Origin of the sequence: Evansella sp. AB-rgal1, from assembly GCF_041820985.1 — a bacterium.
Taxonomy (GTDB): domain Bacteria; phylum Bacillota; class Bacilli; order Bacillales; family Salisediminibacteriaceae; genus Evansella.
Window position 1 is genome coordinate 82,713 of record NZ_JBGUAU010000020.1, and the last position, 17,967, is coordinate 100,679.

Genomic DNA, 17,967 nt, shown 5'->3' on the forward strand with positions numbered 1-17,967 from the left:
TACTTTCATTATCTTATAATAGGAATTATTCTTATTTACATTTATTCTTTGATTTTTAAAAATAACACGTAAAAAAAGATAATAGCATATAACAGGAGGGAATATATGCGCAAGTCGATAGGGAAACGTATATTATATATTTTGATCTTTCTAACATTTCTTTTCACTTTGAATACCTTGTTAAGCGGAATAACTAATTCCCAGGTTCAATTATCATCGAATTTAATTTCTAATTCTTTTGTTAATTTGCAATATGAGCAGGTAAAGCTATCGAAAGAAATGGGTCAAATTAAATTGTCCATCCAGGAATACATGTTAAGTGATGGAGTGAATTCTAACGCAATATCTGAAAACGTTTTAGATAGTGTAGAATCGTCGACAGATAGTATTTTTGAAATTGCTAGAATAACGGATGAATTTTCAGAAAAAGCAATGAACAATTCACTTAAGGATGCATATGCTCCTTACTTTTTAGATATGGAAGCCTATCTTGATAGTGCTGCTTTAATTGGAGAGTACATAAATCAACGAAATAGAGCATCTGCGAATGAAAGCTATCTCGCTTTTCAAAAATTATCAGAAGTTATGCATGCATCAGAAAGGGAATTTCAGCTAGTCTTGGATTCCAGTATTGATCACGAGGTTAACCTTATTAATTCTAGAGTGAACAGGTCGACAGTCATTGTTTGGTCGATGGCAGTGATCTTCGTTATCTCTGCACTTGCTGCATTTTGGATATCCGTGAAAACTATTATTACTCCTTTAGTAACAGGAAACAAAAGCCTTCATGATATTATAAGCAAGCTGGAAAAAAATGAGGGAGATTTAACAGCTAGAATTGATATCGATTCTGAAGATGAAGTAGGTCAGATGGTGAAGGGAATTAATAGGTTTTTGGATACCTTACAGAATGCGATGATTTCTATCAAGTCAGGTTCCAAGTTGATTTATAAATCTACTGAGAATATTAGAACTGATATTCTTGAAAGTAAAAATTCTACATCTAGGATTTCATCTTCTTTGAATGAATTGTCGGCTAGTATGGAAGAAATTAGCAGTACGTTACAGAACCTTGAATATGGGGCACAAAATGTTCTTTCTTCAGCAAATGATATCGCTGATGATGCAAAATCAAATTCCGTTCATGTAAGTTCGATTGTGAAACGTGCCGATACAGTTCGAGAAAACTCTATTCAAAGTAAACATCAAATGGAAGAGGTTATGCAGAATATGAAGAAAACAATGGAATCGTCTATTGAAAATAGTCGATCTGTTGAAAAAATAAATGAACTTACTGCCAATATCCTTGATATTTCATCGAAGACAAACATTCTTGCTATTAATGCTTCCATTGAAGCTGCAAGAGCGGGGAGTGTTGGAAAAGGATTTGCAGTTGTAGGTGAGGAAATAAGAAAACTTGCAGAAAGTACCAAAGAAACAGCAAGTCATATTCAAAGCATTAGTACATTAGTAACAAAATCTGTAGATGAATTGGTTGGTAATGCTAATCATGTAATGTCTTATATATCGGATAATGTATTGAATGACTATGATGAATTTGTTGAAATGGCAAATACGTATCAAAAGGATGTTGATACAATTAAATCAATGCTCGACAGATTTAGTACAAGTTCAGGAGAGCTTAACTTAATAACCACGAGCATGGTAGAGGGAATGAAAGAAATATCATCAGCAGTGGATGATAGCGTAGGTGTTGTAATAGACTCTAGTGAAAGTACTAACAGCTTACTAGAATCTGTCACTAGTATATCTAATGAAGCTGATCATAACAAAGAAATAGTAGACGATTTACATCATCATGTACAAAAGTTTAAAAAAGTAGAATAGGAAGCTTTTGGAACGGTTCTTGCTGCTTCCTTTATCTAAAAGGAAGCAATGAGAACCGTCCCCGATGCTTCATCAAACAGGAAGCAACCCATTGCTTCCTGTTTTGATATATAATAAAGAAAGGGTTTACAAATCAAATATAAAAGAAGAAGGCGATGGAAAATGGGTGAGGATAAGCAAGTATTAGAGAATGATAAAGTGAGAATTAATGCTGTGGTGGAGTTTTGTGAGAATGTGTTAGAGCACGGACGGGATAACTATCGGGAGAATCCATCCCCGTTGTTTTCCGATGGAATCAATGTTGATACGTTGGAACATATCAAGTGGAACTTCTCTGATATAGGGGAAGTAGTTGTTTCGAATATGGCAACTCAACAAAATCTTTTTCGAACCTTAACGTCTTTAAGTGCTGTCCTAGATGAGCCGAAATATAAAGCAGCTGCCACAAATGCAATCGCTTACCATTTTGACCAGCTGGTTGATAAGAGCGGGTTGCTGCAATGGGGGGGCCATAAGTTTATCGATCTGAAGACGTTGGAGCCAGTAGGTCCAATTGAAAAAGAATATGTGCATGAGTTGAAGAATTGCTTACCTTTTTATGATCTGATGTACGAGGTGGATCCAGAGGCAACAGCCAAGTTTATAAAAGCGTTTTGGAATGCCCATGTATATGATTGGGATGATGTTGATGTTGGAAGGCATGGGAAGTATGGGCTTGAAGTAGGAGACGTTTGGAATCATGAATTGGTACAACGGCCTCCATTTCGTGAATCGTTAGGTCTTTCTTTTATTAATACAGGAAATGATCTTATCTATGCTGCCGCAACGCTTTATCGGTTGAATGGAGATAAAGGTGCGCTACAATGGGCAAAGCATCTTGGGTATCAATTTGTTGTAGCGAGAGATGAGAAAACAGGTCTTGGTGCGTATCAATTTACCCAACCGAAGAAAACCGAAGATACGGATGACGATACGGTAACGTTAAGTCGATATGGGGATCGAGCAAAGAGACAATTTGGACCTGAATTTGGAGAGGTGGCCTTAGAAGCGAGGGTTCTTCGTGAGAATGGTGCTTATTCTATTTATGGTAAAAATGCTTTGATGCAGCTGCAAATTGCGGAAGAAATCGGCGAAGATGCACAGGATATTTTAGATTGGACATATCAAGGGTTAAAGAGCTTTGCCAAGTATGCGTACATTCCTGAAACCAACTCTTTCCGTACGATGTTTACCGACGGAACCGACCTTACGGGATATGTGTTAAAACGAAGTGGGTACTATGGAAAAGCTGGTCGAGAATTAACAAGTTTTTTTGCTCATAGTGGTTATTTATTGTCCTACTCAAGAGCCTTTGTAGATACTGGGGATATGGAGCTTTGGAACATGTCACGAAGTATCGCAAAAGGAAATGACTTTGGTGAGATAGGATATGAGCCAGGGCGGGGCGTAAGTCTAAATCTTGATACAGATTGCTCCGATCCAGTAGCACTGTTTGCCATTCTTGATCTTTATAAAGCTACGAAATGTAACGAGTATCTGAATTTAGGAAGAGTGATTGGTGATAACATCGTGGACCGAAGTTTTCATAAAGGGTACTTTTTACAAGATTCCACAAGAATCAATGCAAAATTTGATATGTTGGAGCCTTTTGCCTTAGTTTCCTTACAAGCGGCGATTGAAGATAAACTGGAGGATATTCCAAGTTTCATCAATGGTGGTGGCTTTATATCTGGAGGATATCTGTTCCCAGACGGTACGTTCGAAACTGTTAGTGATTGGGAATTGTTCCTTTTAAAAAGAGGGGAAGAAATAACAACGTTGGTAAAAGGAATTGGGTTACCAGATGGGAATTAAAGTAATAGTGTCTGTCTCCTCCGTTTGACGGTGGGGCAGGCACTTTTTTTTAGTTGATTTGGAGATTTTTTGATGGGATTTGTTTTCATTAGGAGGTGGGAGATGGTTTTGTTAGTTGCATTCTCGTAGGTTATTCGACAATTTTCGACGAATTGTTAGATATCATGCTCAAATTGTTAGAAAACGCAATGATTTTGTTAGTTTTCTCCTTCTAATTGTTAGATACCGCAGTTAATTTGTTAGATACACCCATTATGTTGTAAGATTCTAATGCTGATTAGTTGAATTAACCATTTATATGGAAATGAAACGATCCAATTTGGTGTAAAAAATCATCTTGAAAGCGTTATTTTGATTGTTTACTCACCAAAAAGGTAACTGCTAATCGAGATTTGCACTAGAAATTAGTTCAGAACGTTCCACTAAGAGGAAAAACACAAAAAAGCACCAAGACTTTAAGATCCATTTACCTTTTTTTAATATCAAAGGTCAGATTTGGACCAACATCGTTTACCTTTAAAAATAAAGCAAACAAGCGATCCAAATAGTCGGATCGCTTGTTCTAAAATATGTGATTCATCTATATCGCAGCCATGTTAGTAATTCGATTTACCGTATCGTCGAGAATGTTCACTTGCCGAGAGGACTCTCGGTTAATCAATTTATTTCCGTTTTCTAAGCCCAGAATAATTCTCTAAGAAGTCGAGAGTTTCCCCGTATTTATCTTTGATGAATTGCTTTTCTGTCTCTTGTAACTGGTTATAAATACTTCGATAGGTGATCATTTCCCCGTCATTTAATCCAATATTGTTTTGAAGTAATTTTACCGCAACGTCTAAAAGTCGTAAAAATTCTACAAACGTTACACTATAGTTTTCCAAAAAGTATCACGCCTTTCTTGATGCCATGTATCCTTTCATTCAAACACGAGTCGGATCTGGATTTGCCTTGCCATGAGTATGATTCCAAAGATGTCCTCTTCGTTTTTCCCCTAGTACAGTAGTTTCGAAAAAGACGGCTTTCAGCGTTTCCACGACAAGAGGAATATCGTGATGATGCCCCATGCCAGTTGCAATGCAATCACCTTCTGAAACGATATAGTGGTTGCCCTCTGAAACAACAACACCTATTCCGTCGTAAAAAATATAGTATTCATCATAATCGTGATAATGGTTATCGAACCTTGTGTTTCTTGGGTAATCAGTAGGATCTCCCTTATTCCCAATATCCTTCGTGGCACTGATAGAAAATACGCCTGATCCCCCTGTTTCCTCACCCCAATCCCCACACAAACGGATGAGAACTAGATCTTCAGTCACATCATGTATTTTTATAGTACTTACATTTTCACGGAGTATTTCAAATTGGTCTTTGGAGTGTAGCTTTCTAATGTTGTTATCGATACGAATCTCGCACGAGCCCTCGCACACAAACCACTTCTCTTTCGGATGGACAGTGGGCTCGATTTTTATAGGGGAATTCCCAGCACGTAGCTTTATAATTTCATAGAATTTCATCTCACACCAGTCAGGTAAGCGCGAAGGATTTTTGATTAGCGGCATAGAGAAAGCTCCTTTCTTTTTTGGAAAACTAAGAAGAAGTAGTAATCGGTTGATCCATTTATTTTCTGAAGGTTGTCTATCTTTTGAGATCATTATATCTTTTCAGTCTGACAAGGTCCAAGTTTTTCATGAAAAACGATAGTATAGATGTCAGAAGATAAATCCTTTAGAAAAATTTGGTAGAATTATATCGGGTACTTGTAGTTGTTATTGTTTTAGTTTGAATAGTTAAATAGCTAACTGTTTTTCTAAAAATGGTCTAGCCTTTCTAATAAAATGAAAGCAATGGTAGAAACGTTAGTGTGTCTAGCCTGGTTGGTAATATTGGCTAGGCACTTTTTTTGGTAATGAAAATGGCAATGACGTATGATAGCATGGTACAAAACGATATTTAGTTGGAAAGTGGGATGTATGATGACTTGGCGAGAAAGTATAGAAAACTATGCTGCATGGAATGAACAAGAAGAAAAAGATAAAGAGATTACCCTGTCTTGCTTGGAAACATATTCGAATGTTTTGACGAGAGAGAATGAATTAGTACATATTACAAGTTCTGCATTTGTTGTGAACAAAACGAGAGACAAGGCTCTCATGGTTCATCATAATATATATAACTCATGGTCTTGGACCGGAGGCCATGCCGATGGGGAGGAAGACTTACTATTTGTTGCTATGAAAGAAGTGAAAGAAGAGACGGGTATTACATATGTGAAACCAGTAAGCGAGGATATCATTTCGTTAGATATATTACCTGTGTTCGGACATCAAAAAAGAGGGAAATACGTAGCTCCTCATTTACATATTAACGTAGCCTATTTGTTAGAGGCCGACGAGCATGAACCCCTAGTCGTGAAGCCCGATGAAAATAGTAATGTTCAGTGGATTCCACTAGCGGAGTTAGACAGCTATTCGGACGAACCCCACATGAAGGAAGTCTATAAAAAGATCATAGAAAGAACCGTCTGAGATGGCCTGATGCTTCCTTTGCAGTGGAAGCAATGGGGACGGTTCTTACTGCTTCCTTTGAAACCTCATCTCCCTTTCATTCGTAAATATCATAATATCAAGGTTGGCTACGACTGTTGTTGGTTGTATAGAGAAAATGGAAGCAACGAGAACCGTCCCCACTGCTTCCAAAAGGAGATGAGATGTATTGTATATATTGCTTTCTATCATGGGGATTTTTATTGCTCTTATAAATAAACTAACAGATAGATTTGTAACGGGAGAATTTGAAAACGTATCGGAATCGGATGGGAAACTTGTTGAAATATGGGGATATATTATCATCATAGGGACGGTTATTCTCCTTATTTTTACGGTGGTAGATATATCGGATGATAGAACGATGATGTGGTTTTTTGCAACGGTCAAGGCAACAATACTTGGTTTTCAAGCGTGGACAGAGTGGAAATATTTGGAGGGAACGAAGCATATTGCCACGTTCCTCCTAATGGTCGTTAGTGTGATCACTTTTCTAGGTATAACCGACGTATTAGAGCAGAGGAAGTATACATCATTTGAAGAGGTTGTTTACGAAAAACTAGAGGTAAGTGAGATAGAAAAAGTGGATATTACTAAACATTCTGGCGGCGCTGCTTGGCTGACGTTAAAAGATACTGCCCAAATTGAACGACTGCTCGCTGACTTTAAAGATATAGAATTCAAAGAAGGATATAATTATGAAAGTTCTAGATACACAATCACCATCTATGGAGGTCATAACAAGGCATCGAATAGTACGTTTACCTTACTTTTAAAAGAAGAAGGTTTTATGACGATTCGAGAATCAACTGAGAACAGTAATAAATATAAAGAATACGTAATAATTAACGAGGTTAACTATCTAGAGTTTCTAGAAAGTGAAGAGCTGGAGTGGAAGCAGTAGGGACGGTTCTCAGTGCTTCTAAATTGAAGGAGATTTCTAATTAAGCTTATGTGTCATACTCTTAGTGGGAATGCTTACTGCACTGGGGGGATGGCACTTTTTTAATTGTGATCAACACTGAATTTACATCTGTTTTTTCCTTTGAAACCACCTGTGTTCTAATTACGTAAATTTAGTACATTAAGGAATTGGACAGTTATTATGGAAAGAATACTAAAAAGGAAGCACCAAGAACCGTCCCCGATGCTTCCAGAATGGGTGGCGAGTAATGAAGACGAAGAGTAAGGTTCGGAGAATGTGGAAAGTTTTGTCTATGGCTTTTGTGATTTTCTTGCAGGTTTACTGGTATAAATTCAGGAAAAAACCAGAGGCTGATTGGGAAAAACTATGGGATAGCATAGGGAAGAGGTTTCGGAAAACGTTATTTGAGTTAGAAGGTTTATTAATCAAAATTGGTCAACTGTTAAGCATACGAGGAGACTTGTTGCCACATAGTTTTATTCGGCAAATACAAGATCTTACGGACAAAGTTCCTCCTTCAGAATGGAACGATATTCAAAGAATTCTAGAGAAGGAATGGGGAGGTCCAACAGAGGAACACTTTCTTTCTATTGAGAAAAAAGCAGTTGCTTCTGCTTCTATTGGGGAAGTGTACAAGGGAACGTTAAAAGATGGACAAGAGGTTGCGATTAAAGTACAACGACCTTATATTCAAAAGATCATAAAAACAGATTTTCGGACATTGCAAATTATTATTTGGTTTGCGGATCACTTTGTTCCCATTCCTAAAAACTTCATTAATTTTAAGGTTTTGTTTAAAGAACTGAAACATGTGATAGAGAGAGAACTTGATTTTTCACAAGAAAAAAATACGCTGTTAGCCTTTCAAGATCGGTTTAAGGAAACGGAAGGAGTGAAGATCCCTTCTGTCCATTCTGAGCTGTGCACACCAATAGTGATCGTAATGGAGTGGGTAGAAGGAATTAAGTTTACTGACGAGGATGGGGTAAATTCTTTAGAGATTAGTCGCCATGAACTTGTGAAGCGATTAATCAAGGTATTCCTTCCACAGTGGCTTGAGCCTGGCCAGTTTCATGCTGATCCTCACGCAGGAAATGTGCTTGTATCGAAGAAAGGGGAAATAATTCTCCTTGATTTTGGAATGATAGGGGAAATTTCGAAAAAGGACGCAACCTATTTTCAAGGATTGATAGAAAGCACTCTAGCGAAAAACTATTCGAAAGCAGTAGAGTGTTTAACGCATTTAGGATTCTTACTTCCGGAAGCGGACCCCAAGACAATGGAAAGGTTGTTAGAGGAATGGATGTCTGTTACTCCTTCTCAATTGAAAGAGGTGGACATGATTGCGTTAAAAATGGAGATGAATGATATTATTCAAGCTCTTCCCATTCAAGTTCCAACGAGGTTTGTTTTCCTAGGAAGATCTTTCGTCACTCTGGAAGGAATTATCCTAAGCCTTGCGTCAGAAGACGAAATCGTAGATATAGTGAAACCAGAATTTATGGATTGGTTAGATACTCATGGGAATAAAAAATGGTCGTTTATCTGGCATTGGCTTCAGTCACAGCCATTATTCAAATTTCTCTATACTGTTACTGAATTTTTCAAGCTACCTCAAAAGATGGAGGAGATGCAAGAAAAAGAACTGCGAAGAACATTTCAGTTTACCATCTATGAAAATTATAAAAAGCAGCTATTCCAATTGACTCTCCTTGGTTTTCTTGGGATTGGAGCGGGGATCTACACTTCCCACGAGCTACTATTGCAGGTTTCTACCGGGGTATCCGCCGTTTCAAGTATAGGCTATCTACTAGTAAATCATAAACTGAAAAAGTGGATGCGGTTTATGCATGAAAAACGGAAGCACTAGAGGTGGAAGCATCGGGGACGGTTCTCGTTGCTTCCTTCGAAAACCGAAGGAAGCAGTGAGAACCGTCCCCATGCTTCCTGAATTGCTATCACATGATATATCGTATAATCTTGAAAGGAAATAGTTCAGGGATTGCGAGGGATAGCTAGAATGAGTGGAAATGAAGAATTTGATTACCTAATAGATTATTTTTTTCAAGGAAAATCACAAACGTTAGTGTATCAAGGGAAAAGTGGTTATAACAACACCACGCGTTACTTAGAAAAAAATAAGAAGAAATATATCTTACGTATATACGAGACACATAATGAGGAATCCAAAGTAAAGCTAGAGCATGAGGTTTTATTGAAACTGAATCAACTGGAGGACCTGCCTTTTAGCGTTCCGTCTCCAGTCATAAAGGATGGTGTCTCCTTGTTGAGGTTGCCTTCTTCTAAAAAAATCGGGTGCATCTATCACTACATTGAAGGAGATAATCCTGTTTTTAACTCGGAAAAAGTTCTTTCATCGTTTGGAAAAAGTGCAGGTTATTTGCTGCAGGCTCTAAACAAAATTGAGTTGCAACAGCCATTCATTTATCGGCCGTATTATGAGATTGAGTATGCACACCCGAAATGCCCCATAAGTAAGGTGGTGGAGTGGTGTAGCAAACCTTCAAAGGAATTTATAGATTTCCAAAAGGAGCTCTCTTGGATCTCATCACAGCTTGTTGACTTCAAGAAGAGTGTGCCACAGCTCCAAAAGCTGCCACATCAAATCATTCACGGAGACTTAAACGAATCCAATGTTCTAGTAGGGCCGGATCAACACATAAATGCCATATTGGACTTCGAGTTTACTACTAGGGATCTTCGGATCATGGAAGTAGCTGTCTGCATTTCAGAAATCATTTCGAAAGAAGGAAAGGAAACTATTTATTTAGATAAGCTTCACCATTTCTTTTTAGGTCTGGCCACAACAATGAAACTAATGGATTCCGAGATAGAAGCATTACCAGTGCTAGTTTTATTGAGAAGATTAGATGTGTTTATTCATTTCTTAGGAAGGTATTTAGATGGTATCGATGATTCCTCGGTGCTGAAGGAACAGATTGGGAAAACAGCTGCCTATGAAGATTGGATAGATGGAGGCGGAAGAAAATTAGCTCGATTGTGGGAGAACGTAAATAGGTAGTTATTTGGGGAAAAATGAGTGGTAATCTGCATGTGGAAAAGGATCTTCTTCATAATTACTAAGTGGGAGAACCTAAGGAATCGACCACTTTATTTCGAGAAACGAAGGAAGCAGTGAGAACCGTCCCCACTGCTTCTGAATAAAATTCCAATCATTGTAAACACTAACCTAAACTTATGTAAGTCGAGGTTATGATATGAATAATTACAAGTCCACAAATAATGAACGTAGATTTAAGGCACATGTTAGTTCTATTGGTACTACACAACTCCATTTACGTAACCCATATATCATTGCATGGTGGTCTGCGGCATTTCCTGGATTTGGTCATCTATTATTATCGAAATACCTTAGAGGTTATTCCCTTTTTATTTGGGAGATTTTTGTGAATAATATGGCTAATATAAATGAGGCGATGGTTTATTCATTTACAGGGAATATTGATATGGCAAAAGAGGTGCTTGAACCGAAACTGTTGCTTTTGTATATTCCTGTCTATATTTTTTCCATCTGGGATAGTTATCGAACTTCTGTGGATATGAACAAAGTGTACCTGTTAGCAGAACGAGAGAATGCATCCTTCAACTCGTATACTATCGGTGCTTTTGAAATCAATTACTTAGATAAAAGACGACCGTTAATGTCAGTCATATGGTCTCTTCTTATGCCAGGGCTAGGACAGTTATATATCCACCGAGTGTTAACAGCATTTTTTACGATGGTTTTTATGATTGTGTTTATTTACTTTTCAGATATACTTATTGCTGTTCATTATCTATTTTTGGGGGAGATTAGTAAGGCAACACAAGTGATTGATCCACAATGGTTTTTGTTCATTCCTTCTCATATGGGATTTTCCGTATACGATTCCTATGTGAATACTGTTGAAAACAACAAACTATTTGAGAGCGAACAACAAAATTTTTTAAAGGAAAAGTACCAACAATATCGTGTGAATATTCCATGGTCAGTGAATGAGGTGAAATAAATGCAACTATTCTCTACGTTTGAACACTCATCCTATCTTGAATTAGCTATTTCATCATTGGAAAAAGTAGGTGTAAAGAGTGAGCATATACTTGCAGTTCCCCTTGCAAACCGAGTAGAGGAAAGACGGTTGTTTGATACCCTTCATCGGGCAGATGGAATTAGTTTGTTTGATAAAGGCGCAGCTATTGGAACCGCATTTTCAGTTGTTGGAGCAAGTGTAGGTTTTGTTTTAGAATGGGGCCCCATTTATTGGGGGCTGATTGGCGCAGCAGGTGGATTTATACTTGGCTTTCTTATCGACTACATCATTTTTAAAGTCGTTCATAAAAGAAAAAGGGTTATAAAAGGAAAAAAATCAGAAGTGGTGTTAGTTGTAGACTGTCCAACGGAATTGGTGGAGAAAGTAGAAGAGGTTCTATGGGAACATCTCGCATTAGGCGTTGCCAAGGTAGAGTAAGGAAGCAGTGGGGACGGTTCTCACTGCTTCCTTCGTGTAGCGAAACGAAATAATGGCGAGATTCCAAAAAAATGTTCTTTTGGAATTAATAAGAACTTCAAAATAAAAGAGCTATCGCTATTCAAATCTGAAGCCAAATTTCAAACTCACACATCCGTCAATAAACATACCTATACCTATACTTAGTAACATGCACACATATATCAACAAAACGAGTGCCACGAATTGTGACACTCGTTTTTGCCAATGACTTAATGACCTTGTTGACTCAATCCTGATCCCTGGCCATACTGTTGTTGGCCGTATTGTTGCCCTTGTTGGTAATTACTTTGGCCTTGGTTTTGCGAATATTGGTTCTGCCCCAGACTCTGCCCTTGCACCAATTGTTGTTGCTGTTGTTGTAATTGTTGCTGAGTTTGATCAATTTGCTGTGATATCTGGTTTAACATGTTCACTTGCTGTAAGGATTGTTCCACATTCGTTAACATTTGTGTAGCCTGGTGAATGGATTGCTGTAACTGCTGGAACGTTTTTTGTTGCTGTTGTTGAGCTTGTGAGCTAAACTGCTGCATTTGTTGTAAAAGCTCTTGGGATTGTTGATTGTTTTGACTAGACTGACCCATAGACCCCATATTCATTGATTGTTGACCAGCAGATTGAAGTTGATTCAACATATCTTGCATCGATTGAAGCTGTGTTTTTAAAGGAGATATTTCTTCGCCAATTTCCTCGTCGACTTTAGCTGAAATAAGATCTAACTGTGATCCTGCTTCTGCTTTTCCCTCTTCATAAATTTCTTCTAAGTCTCTATCCATGGCGAATTCCTCCTCATATTGTCTTGATGACGGTAATGAAGGTTCCGATTTTGTTACATATGCTGGTGCAGGCTCAGGCCGATTATTTCTGAACATCGTAAAAAATAATGCGGTTGAGCAAACCAAGAAAAGTAACAAAAGGAAGATGAACATTCCATCGATGGTAATGCACCTCCAATTCAAGCTACCTAAAAATCAAAAGGTAGACCTGATTATTATAGGTCGCAAGAAAAATTTTATCCGAGAAAAACTGGACCAAAATTTTCATTTTTAAAGAATTTCTCTTCCATTTAAAGACCTTCAACGGTAATTAAAGTCCAGAAATTAGCTGGATAAAACAACTTACAATGGCTTACAAACAAATGGAAAAAGGTATTTAAGGTAGAGTGAACGAATTTACTACATATAAAACAAATAGTTTTTAATCTAGAAAATTTAATTAGGTTTACATGCTACGTAAAGATGCAGAATAAGGGATGAAATTAGTTTAAGAAAGAGGACGATGAATGATGGCCTATATACTATTAATTGTTGGATTTGCTTTACTTATTAAAGGTGCAGATTATTTTGTAAAAGGTGCTTCCAATCTTGCAACGGCATTAAGGGTATCCCCTTTGCTTGTTGGATTGACGATCGTGGCTTTTGGTACCAGCTCACCGGAAGCGACAGTAAGTATTCTGGCAGCTTTGGATGAAAACGCTGGTGTTGCTATTGGGAATGTTGTGGGGAGTAATATTTTTAATATCACTCTTGTTGTAGGATTAACCGCACTAATAAATCCACTTCGTGTGGAAAGTGAGACAATACGTAAGGAGATTCCTTTTACCTTGTTAGCAAGTGTGGCATTGTTAATCCTAATTAGTGATATGTTTCTTCAAGCCTTTAGTACAAACAACTTAAGTCGAAGTGATGGATTCATCCTTTTGTTATTCTTTACAATATTTCTATATTATATATTTGAAGTAGCAAGACGTAGTCGTGGAAAAAGTGATGCGACTAGTAACTCAAAGGAAGAAATCAAGTGGACAAGGAATATTTTCATTACAATAGGTGGACTGGGAGCCATCATTTTCGGTGGGGATATTGTGGTGAGAAATGCCACAACGATAGCCACTTCCTTTGGAATGAGCGAAACATTAGTTGGCTTAACTATCGTTGCTGTAGGTACATCATTGCCAGAGCTAATAACCTCTATTACTGCTGCTGTGAAAAAGGAGACGGACATCGCACTAGGAAATATTGTAGGAAGTAACATTTTTAATATATTATTTGTTTTAGGAACAGCATCGGTCATTACCCCATTAGCAGTGGAAAGTAAGTTATTCGTAGACGTCATATTAATGATTATCTTGACTATTTTCCTATTACTATTCTCAAGAACAAGATTTACAATAGGGAAAACAGAGGGAACCTTATTAGCAGCAGCATATGTCATATACATCCTATTTATCATAATAAGAAATTAGGAAGCAGTGGGGACGGTTCTCACTGCTTCCATTTCACGGGAGAGTGGAAGGGGAAATAACGTTGCAGGAAATTATCACATTTTTAAATGAAAATCCAATAATATATAAATTCTTCATATCAATAGTAATATTCCTTATTTATATAAAGCTGATTAGCTTTATGAATAAGCTACTATTTAAAGTAATGAAGGGAAATAATGCCTATTATACGACAAGGAATAGGCTGTATTACTTACATATCGCGATCATGATTGTTATCATAATCATGATATGGTCCGAGGCAAGGTTAGATTTAACAATATATATTGGTTTTATCTCAGCTGGAATTGCCATCGCTTTACGCGAAATCTTTACAAACATTGCGGCTTTGTTGATTATACTAGTACAAAAACCATTTGAAGTGGGAGATAGAATTTTTGTGAACAACAGTGCAGGGGATGTTATTGATCAAAAGATTTTTCACTTTGTGGTTATGGAAGTAGTGACAAGTGAAAAGTCAAATCAAAGTACAGGGAAAGTAGTACATATACCGAATAATTTTATCTTCCTTCACCCAATATCCAATGCGAATAAAGGGTTTGAATATATATGGAATGAAATTGAAGTGCGAGTCACCATGGACAGTGATTGGGCAGAAGCAAAGGAAAAGTTCGAAACAATATTAATAGAATACACAGGTAAAATATCAGAAGAAGCTGAAAACAAGTTGCGTGAAGCTTCCGTGAAATATCTCCTCCATTATCAGGAGTTAACACCAAGTGTTTTTATTTCTCTTCAAGAAGGACATATCAAACTTACTTTGCGCTATTTATCAGACCCACGAGAAGTAAGGACTACAGAAGATTTTCTCTGGAAACAAATTTTACAAGTATCGAAGGATACCGAAAAATTTAAGTTGACTTAAAGGAAGCAGTGAGAACCGTCCCCACTGCTTCCTGCTTCCCCACTGCTTCAACTCTGTTTTCCAAATAAGGAAGAGGGAGTTCGAAGTCGTTAAAAAAATGGGGAAAAACCAATGAATAGGGAATGAAACCTTTTCTGTGACTAGTACGTAAAAGTATATGTGAGTTACAAATATGGGCTTGTCTCTTAATCAGAGAATTTTTATGTAGGAAAGGGTGAGTAGCTTTGGATGTGGTTTTAACAGTAGAAGGACTAACGAAGTCTTTCAAGGATAAGCAAGCACTGAGAGGAATCTCCTTTGAGGTTCGTAAAGGGGAGATCATGGCTATTTTAGGCCCAAATGGTGCTGGAAAATCAACGACGATACGTAATATTATGGGGATTCTTTATCCTGATGAGGGAACGATTACATTTCATAACCACGCGGGGAAAGGGATTCCGAGGAATAAAATAGGTTACTTGCCTGAAGAACGTGGGCTTTACAAAAATGTGAAGGTCATGGATATTCTCCTTTACTTGGCAGACTTGAAGGACTATCCGTTGGCAAAAGCAAAGGAGCGGGCATTAGCTTATTTAAAAAAGTTTGATTTGGAAGGAAAGGAAAATGTGGCTGTGGAGGAGCTTTCCAAAGGGATGGGTCAGAAGGTGCAGTTTATTGGTGCGATTCTCCATGAGCCGGAATTATTAATTCTTGATGAACCTTTCTCTGGATTGGACCCTGTTAGTCAAGAGATCTTTAAGGATGAAATAAGATCTTTGGCCAATAATGGAACGGCAATCTTACTATCCTCTCATCAGATGAACTTAGTGGAGGAGATGTGTGACCGTATTTTTATGATTCAACACGGCGAAAAAATAATATACGGTAGCTTGAATGATGTGAAAGGCGAATATGCCAATTTTAAATGTACGGTCCATGGACCGGCAAATCAACAGGCTGTATTAGAGCAAATTCCACAAGTGGTAAAGGTGGAGCAGACTGGTGAGCAATGGGTACTTTATTTAGAAAAGGACATACAACCTGCGAAATGGTTGAGGGAACTGCCAGAGGAACTGACGATTCACGAGTTAAAACTGAATCGAATATCGTTACATGAAATTTTCATTGATATTGCGACAGATAAGTATGGAAGAGTAGAAGAAGTAGGTGATGTACATGCGTAATTCCATGAAGGTAGCAAAATGGGAAATTAAACGAAATTTGAAAAATAAAACCTTTGTTATAGGGTTATTTATTACCCCGATTATTATTATTGCATTTATGCTTTTAGGATCCTTTTTTGGGGGAGACGATGAATTTCAGGAAGATTCAACAACAGTCTTTGTGAACGATCAGCTCGGTGTTTTTCCACATCTAGAGGAAACGGTGTCACAAACAGGGTTTCTTTGGGAGCTCGAACAGACAGATTCGGAATATGGTGAATTAAAAGAGTTGCTTCAGGAAAGAGAGCATACGGCGTTAATAGTTCTTGATGAGCAAACTTTAGATTCAGGAGTTGTATCCGTCTATACGAGTGAGGAGATAAATCCCTACTTCTTAAATCAAGTGCAGGTCTTAGAAGGACCACTTTTAGCTACGCAATTGCAGATGTTAGGTTTAACTGCAGAGGAATTAGAAGTAATCTCTAGAGGAGTTTCTTTTGATATAGTAGATGCATCAAATATGGAGGAAGGATCTGTTTCGGAAGAAGAAGTGATGGAAGGTGAGACAGAAGGATTTGCAGGGTTAGACCGTGCTGTTCCAGGAGCCTTTGCCGGTTTTATCATGCTATCTATTGTGTTTACAGGAATGGCGATTTTCCAAAGTGCGTCTCAGGAGAAAAAGGATAAAATTGCGGAAATCATTTTAGCATCCATAACACCGGGAGAATTGATGCAAGGGAAGATTTACGGTTATTTTGTTTTAGGACTAATTCAAGCGTTCGTTTCGATTGTGCTCCTTGTGCCATTCTTTTTATGGAGAATGGATATGATGCACTTGCTTGAACACTTATTTGTTCCAGAGTTACTATTTTTTGTTACTATTGCAATACTTGGTTACTTATTATTTGCTGCTTTGTTCGTCGGAGTTGGTGCCACGATGGCGGATATGACAACGGCAGGGAATTTCCAAGGGATGGTTATGATGTTACCATTTTTACCGTTCATTTTCATTGGACCGGTATTTAGTAATCCAAGTGGATTAATGGCACAAATTGGTACGTACATTCCTTTTACATCTCCAGGTGTATTGTTGATGCGCCTCTCCATATTAGAGGAGTGGCCGTGGATTGAAATTAGTATCTCCTTAGTGATCTTGCTCGCAAGTATCTGGATATTTATGAAACTAGCGGGAAAAATCTTTCAAGTTGGTATTCTTATGTACGGGAAGAATGCAACGCCAGGTGAAATATGGAAGTGGATCCGCGCGTAGGAAGCAGTGGGAAGCAGTGGGGACGGTTCTCACTGCTTCCTTCGGTTGGCGAAATAAAGGGGCGTGAAGACTGTCTGTTTTCAGTGGACGGAAGTCTTTATTTAAAGATAAGCAGAAAGTATAACATTTTCTACTTAGAAAGTTGTCTAGCTCCAGGCGCCATCGACTCGTGCAAATAACCTGACCGATTAAAAGTAAAAAGCACTTTTATCGGTCAGAACATTTGCTTTTCGCCTATAGGCGGGCGCCATGCGCTTTTCTTAAAGACTGGATTCGAAGCCAATGAAAACTGGTAGTTGTCCTTTTTCCAAAAAGCTATCGAAAATAATTTTCTTTAATGAGGAGGTAAGCAATATGAACAGAAATACTCAATACAGCATAATTGATAATCGGGGAGAAGAGCACGAGTTGATGCTTATAATCGTAACACTGTGTTCAATTATCACATTTAAGAAAATCAAAAGATTGGAGCGTTATAGGGATAAGCTCAAAAATTCATTTACACCATATTAGTATAAAGAAACAGAATCAATAGATACACGCAAAAGAGATTCTGTGATTTGTATCAAAAAACATAGAGTCTCTGCTGAAATTCGTGAGTTAGTGGTAGTCAATCTTACAATAACAGATTTAGTAAAAAGTGGTTGCTTCAGTATGTCATCCGAATTATGACTTGCTGGGGTAGCCATTTTTTATCTTCTATTTGA

Annotated in this window: 15 protein-coding genes; 12 read left to right on the top strand and 3 right to left on the bottom strand. The window is 37.7% G+C overall.

From position 1 onward, the window contains the following. Window positions 1-105 precede the first annotated feature (105 nt). Together ACERII_RS17075 and ACERII_RS17080 are read left to right on the top strand one after the other, a co-directional pair. Window positions 106-1,848 carry a methyl-accepting chemotaxis protein gene (locus tag ACERII_RS17075; protein WP_373643948.1) on the top strand — a complete coding sequence of 581 codons (1,743 nt, stop codon included), beginning with the start codon at window positions 106-108 and terminating at the stop codon, window positions 1,846-1,848. 162 nt (window positions 1,849-2,010) lie between these two features. Further along, entirely contained in the window at window positions 2,011-3,702 is a 1,692-nt protein-coding gene (locus tag ACERII_RS17080; protein WP_373643950.1) for a hypothetical protein, read from the top strand. A 662-nt stretch (window positions 3,703-4,364) separates the two neighbouring features. On the opposite strand, the gene ACERII_RS17085 is transcribed toward ACERII_RS17080, so the two are convergent. Beyond that, the gene (locus ACERII_RS17085) at window positions 4,365-4,583 is read right to left on the bottom strand and encodes a hypothetical protein (protein ID WP_373643951.1); all 219 of its coding nucleotides are present in this window, start codon (window positions 4,581-4,583) and stop codon (window positions 4,365-4,367) included. Window positions 4,584-4,622: 39 nt separating this feature from the next. Then, a complete protein-coding gene (locus tag ACERII_RS17090; protein WP_373643952.1) occupies window positions 4,623-5,264 on the bottom strand; it encodes a hypothetical protein in 642 nt (213 codons plus the stop codon). A 411-nt stretch (window positions 5,265-5,675) separates the two neighbouring features. On the opposite strand from ACERII_RS17090, the gene ACERII_RS17095 reads away from it, so the two are divergent. The 6 genes from ACERII_RS17095 to ACERII_RS17120 all read left to right on the top strand — a co-directional run bounded on the left by ACERII_RS17095 (window position 5,676) and on the right by ACERII_RS17120 (window position 11,663). Beyond that, a complete protein-coding gene (locus ACERII_RS17095) occupies window positions 5,676-6,230 on the top strand; it encodes an NUDIX hydrolase (RefSeq protein ID WP_373643953.1) in 555 nt (184 codons plus the stop codon). Between the two features lie 187 nt (window positions 6,231-6,417). Next, window positions 6,418-7,152: a hypothetical protein gene (locus ACERII_RS17100; protein WP_373643954.1), complete on the top strand. Its 735-nt coding sequence runs from the start codon at window positions 6,418-6,420 to the stop codon at window positions 7,150-7,152. 268 nt (window positions 7,153-7,420) lie between these two features. Then, entirely contained in the window at window positions 7,421-9,043 is a 1,623-nt protein-coding gene (locus ACERII_RS17105) for an ABC1 kinase family protein (protein WP_373643955.1), read from the top strand. A 150-nt stretch (window positions 9,044-9,193) separates the two neighbouring features. Continuing rightward, entirely contained in the window at window positions 9,194-10,216 is a 1,023-nt protein-coding gene (locus tag ACERII_RS17110; protein ID WP_373643956.1) for a phosphotransferase, read from the top strand. Window positions 10,217-10,412: 196 nt separating this feature from the next. Beyond that, window positions 10,413-11,204 (top strand): P-loop NTPase family protein, encoded by a 792-nt coding sequence (locus ACERII_RS17115; protein ID WP_373643957.1) that lies wholly within the window; start codon window positions 10,413-10,415, stop codon window positions 11,202-11,204. Next, the gene (locus ACERII_RS17120; protein WP_373643958.1) at window positions 11,205-11,663 is read left to right on the top strand and encodes a hypothetical protein; all 459 of its coding nucleotides are present in this window, start codon (window positions 11,205-11,207) and stop codon (window positions 11,661-11,663) included. It abuts the gene before it with no gap. 251 nt (window positions 11,664-11,914) lie between these two features. On the opposite strand, the gene ACERII_RS17125 is transcribed toward ACERII_RS17120, so the two are convergent. After that, on the bottom strand, window positions 11,915-12,478 hold the full coding sequence (locus ACERII_RS17125; RefSeq protein WP_373643959.1) for a hypothetical protein: 564 nt from the start codon (window positions 12,476-12,478) through the stop codon (window positions 11,915-11,917). Between the two features lie 509 nt (window positions 12,479-12,987). Here ACERII_RS17125 and ACERII_RS17130 point away from each other — a divergent pair. The 4 genes from ACERII_RS17130 (at window position 12,988) to ACERII_RS17145 (ending at window position 17,260) form a co-directional block, all read left to right on the top strand. Then, the gene (locus ACERII_RS17130) at window positions 12,988-13,944 is read left to right on the top strand and encodes a calcium/sodium antiporter (protein WP_373643965.1); all 957 of its coding nucleotides are present in this window, start codon (window positions 12,988-12,990) and stop codon (window positions 13,942-13,944) included. A gap of 61 nt (window positions 13,945-14,005) precedes the next feature. Beyond that, the gene (locus ACERII_RS17135) at window positions 14,006-14,848 is read left to right on the top strand and encodes a mechanosensitive ion channel domain-containing protein (RefSeq protein ID WP_373643960.1); all 843 of its coding nucleotides are present in this window, start codon (window positions 14,006-14,008) and stop codon (window positions 14,846-14,848) included. Between the two features lie 224 nt (window positions 14,849-15,072). Further along, window positions 15,073-16,011, top strand: a complete 939-nt coding sequence (locus ACERII_RS17140; RefSeq protein WP_373643961.1) for an ABC transporter ATP-binding protein — start codon at window positions 15,073-15,075, stop codon at window positions 16,009-16,011. Further along, window positions 16,004-17,260, top strand: a complete 1,257-nt coding sequence (locus ACERII_RS17145) for an ABC transporter permease (RefSeq protein WP_373643962.1) — start codon at window positions 16,004-16,006, stop codon at window positions 17,258-17,260. The genes ACERII_RS17140 and ACERII_RS17145 overlap by 8 nt, the downstream gene beginning before the upstream one ends. The last annotated feature ends 707 nt before the right edge of the window (window positions 17,261-17,967 follow it).

What these genes read in the sequence shown, in the direction of transcription:
- ACERII_RS17075 (WP_373643948.1), top strand. Translation starts at nt 106, where the DNA reads ATGCGCAAGTCGATAGGGAAACGTATATTATATATTTTGATCTTTCTA.
- ACERII_RS17080 (WP_373643950.1), top strand. Translation starts at nt 2,011, where the DNA reads ATGGGTGAGGATAAGCAAGTATTAGAGAATGATAAAGTGAGAATTAAT.
- ACERII_RS17090 (WP_373643952.1), bottom strand. Translation starts at nt 5,264, where the DNA reads ATGCCGCTAATCAAAAATCCTTCGCGCTTACCTGACTGGTGTGAGATG.
- ACERII_RS17095 (WP_373643953.1), top strand. Translation starts at nt 5,676, where the DNA reads ATGATGACTTGGCGAGAAAGTATAGAAAACTATGCTGCATGGAATGAA.
- ACERII_RS17105 (WP_373643955.1), top strand. Translation starts at nt 7,421, where the DNA reads ATGAAGACGAAGAGTAAGGTTCGGAGAATGTGGAAAGTTTTGTCTATG.
- ACERII_RS17110 (WP_373643956.1), top strand. Translation starts at nt 9,194, where the DNA reads ATGAGTGGAAATGAAGAATTTGATTACCTAATAGATTATTTTTTTCAA.
- ACERII_RS17115 (WP_373643957.1), top strand. Translation starts at nt 10,413, where the DNA reads ATGAATAATTACAAGTCCACAAATAATGAACGTAGATTTAAGGCACAT.
- ACERII_RS17120 (WP_373643958.1), top strand. Translation starts at nt 11,205, where the DNA reads ATGCAACTATTCTCTACGTTTGAACACTCATCCTATCTTGAATTAGCT.
- ACERII_RS17125 (WP_373643959.1), bottom strand. Translation starts at nt 12,478, where the DNA reads ATGGATAGAGACTTAGAAGAAATTTATGAAGAGGGAAAAGCAGAAGCA.
- ACERII_RS17130 (WP_373643965.1), top strand. Translation starts at nt 12,988, where the DNA reads ATGGCCTATATACTATTAATTGTTGGATTTGCTTTACTTATTAAAGGT.
- ACERII_RS17145 (WP_373643962.1), top strand. Translation starts at nt 16,004, where the DNA reads ATGCGTAATTCCATGAAGGTAGCAAAATGGGAAATTAAACGAAATTTG.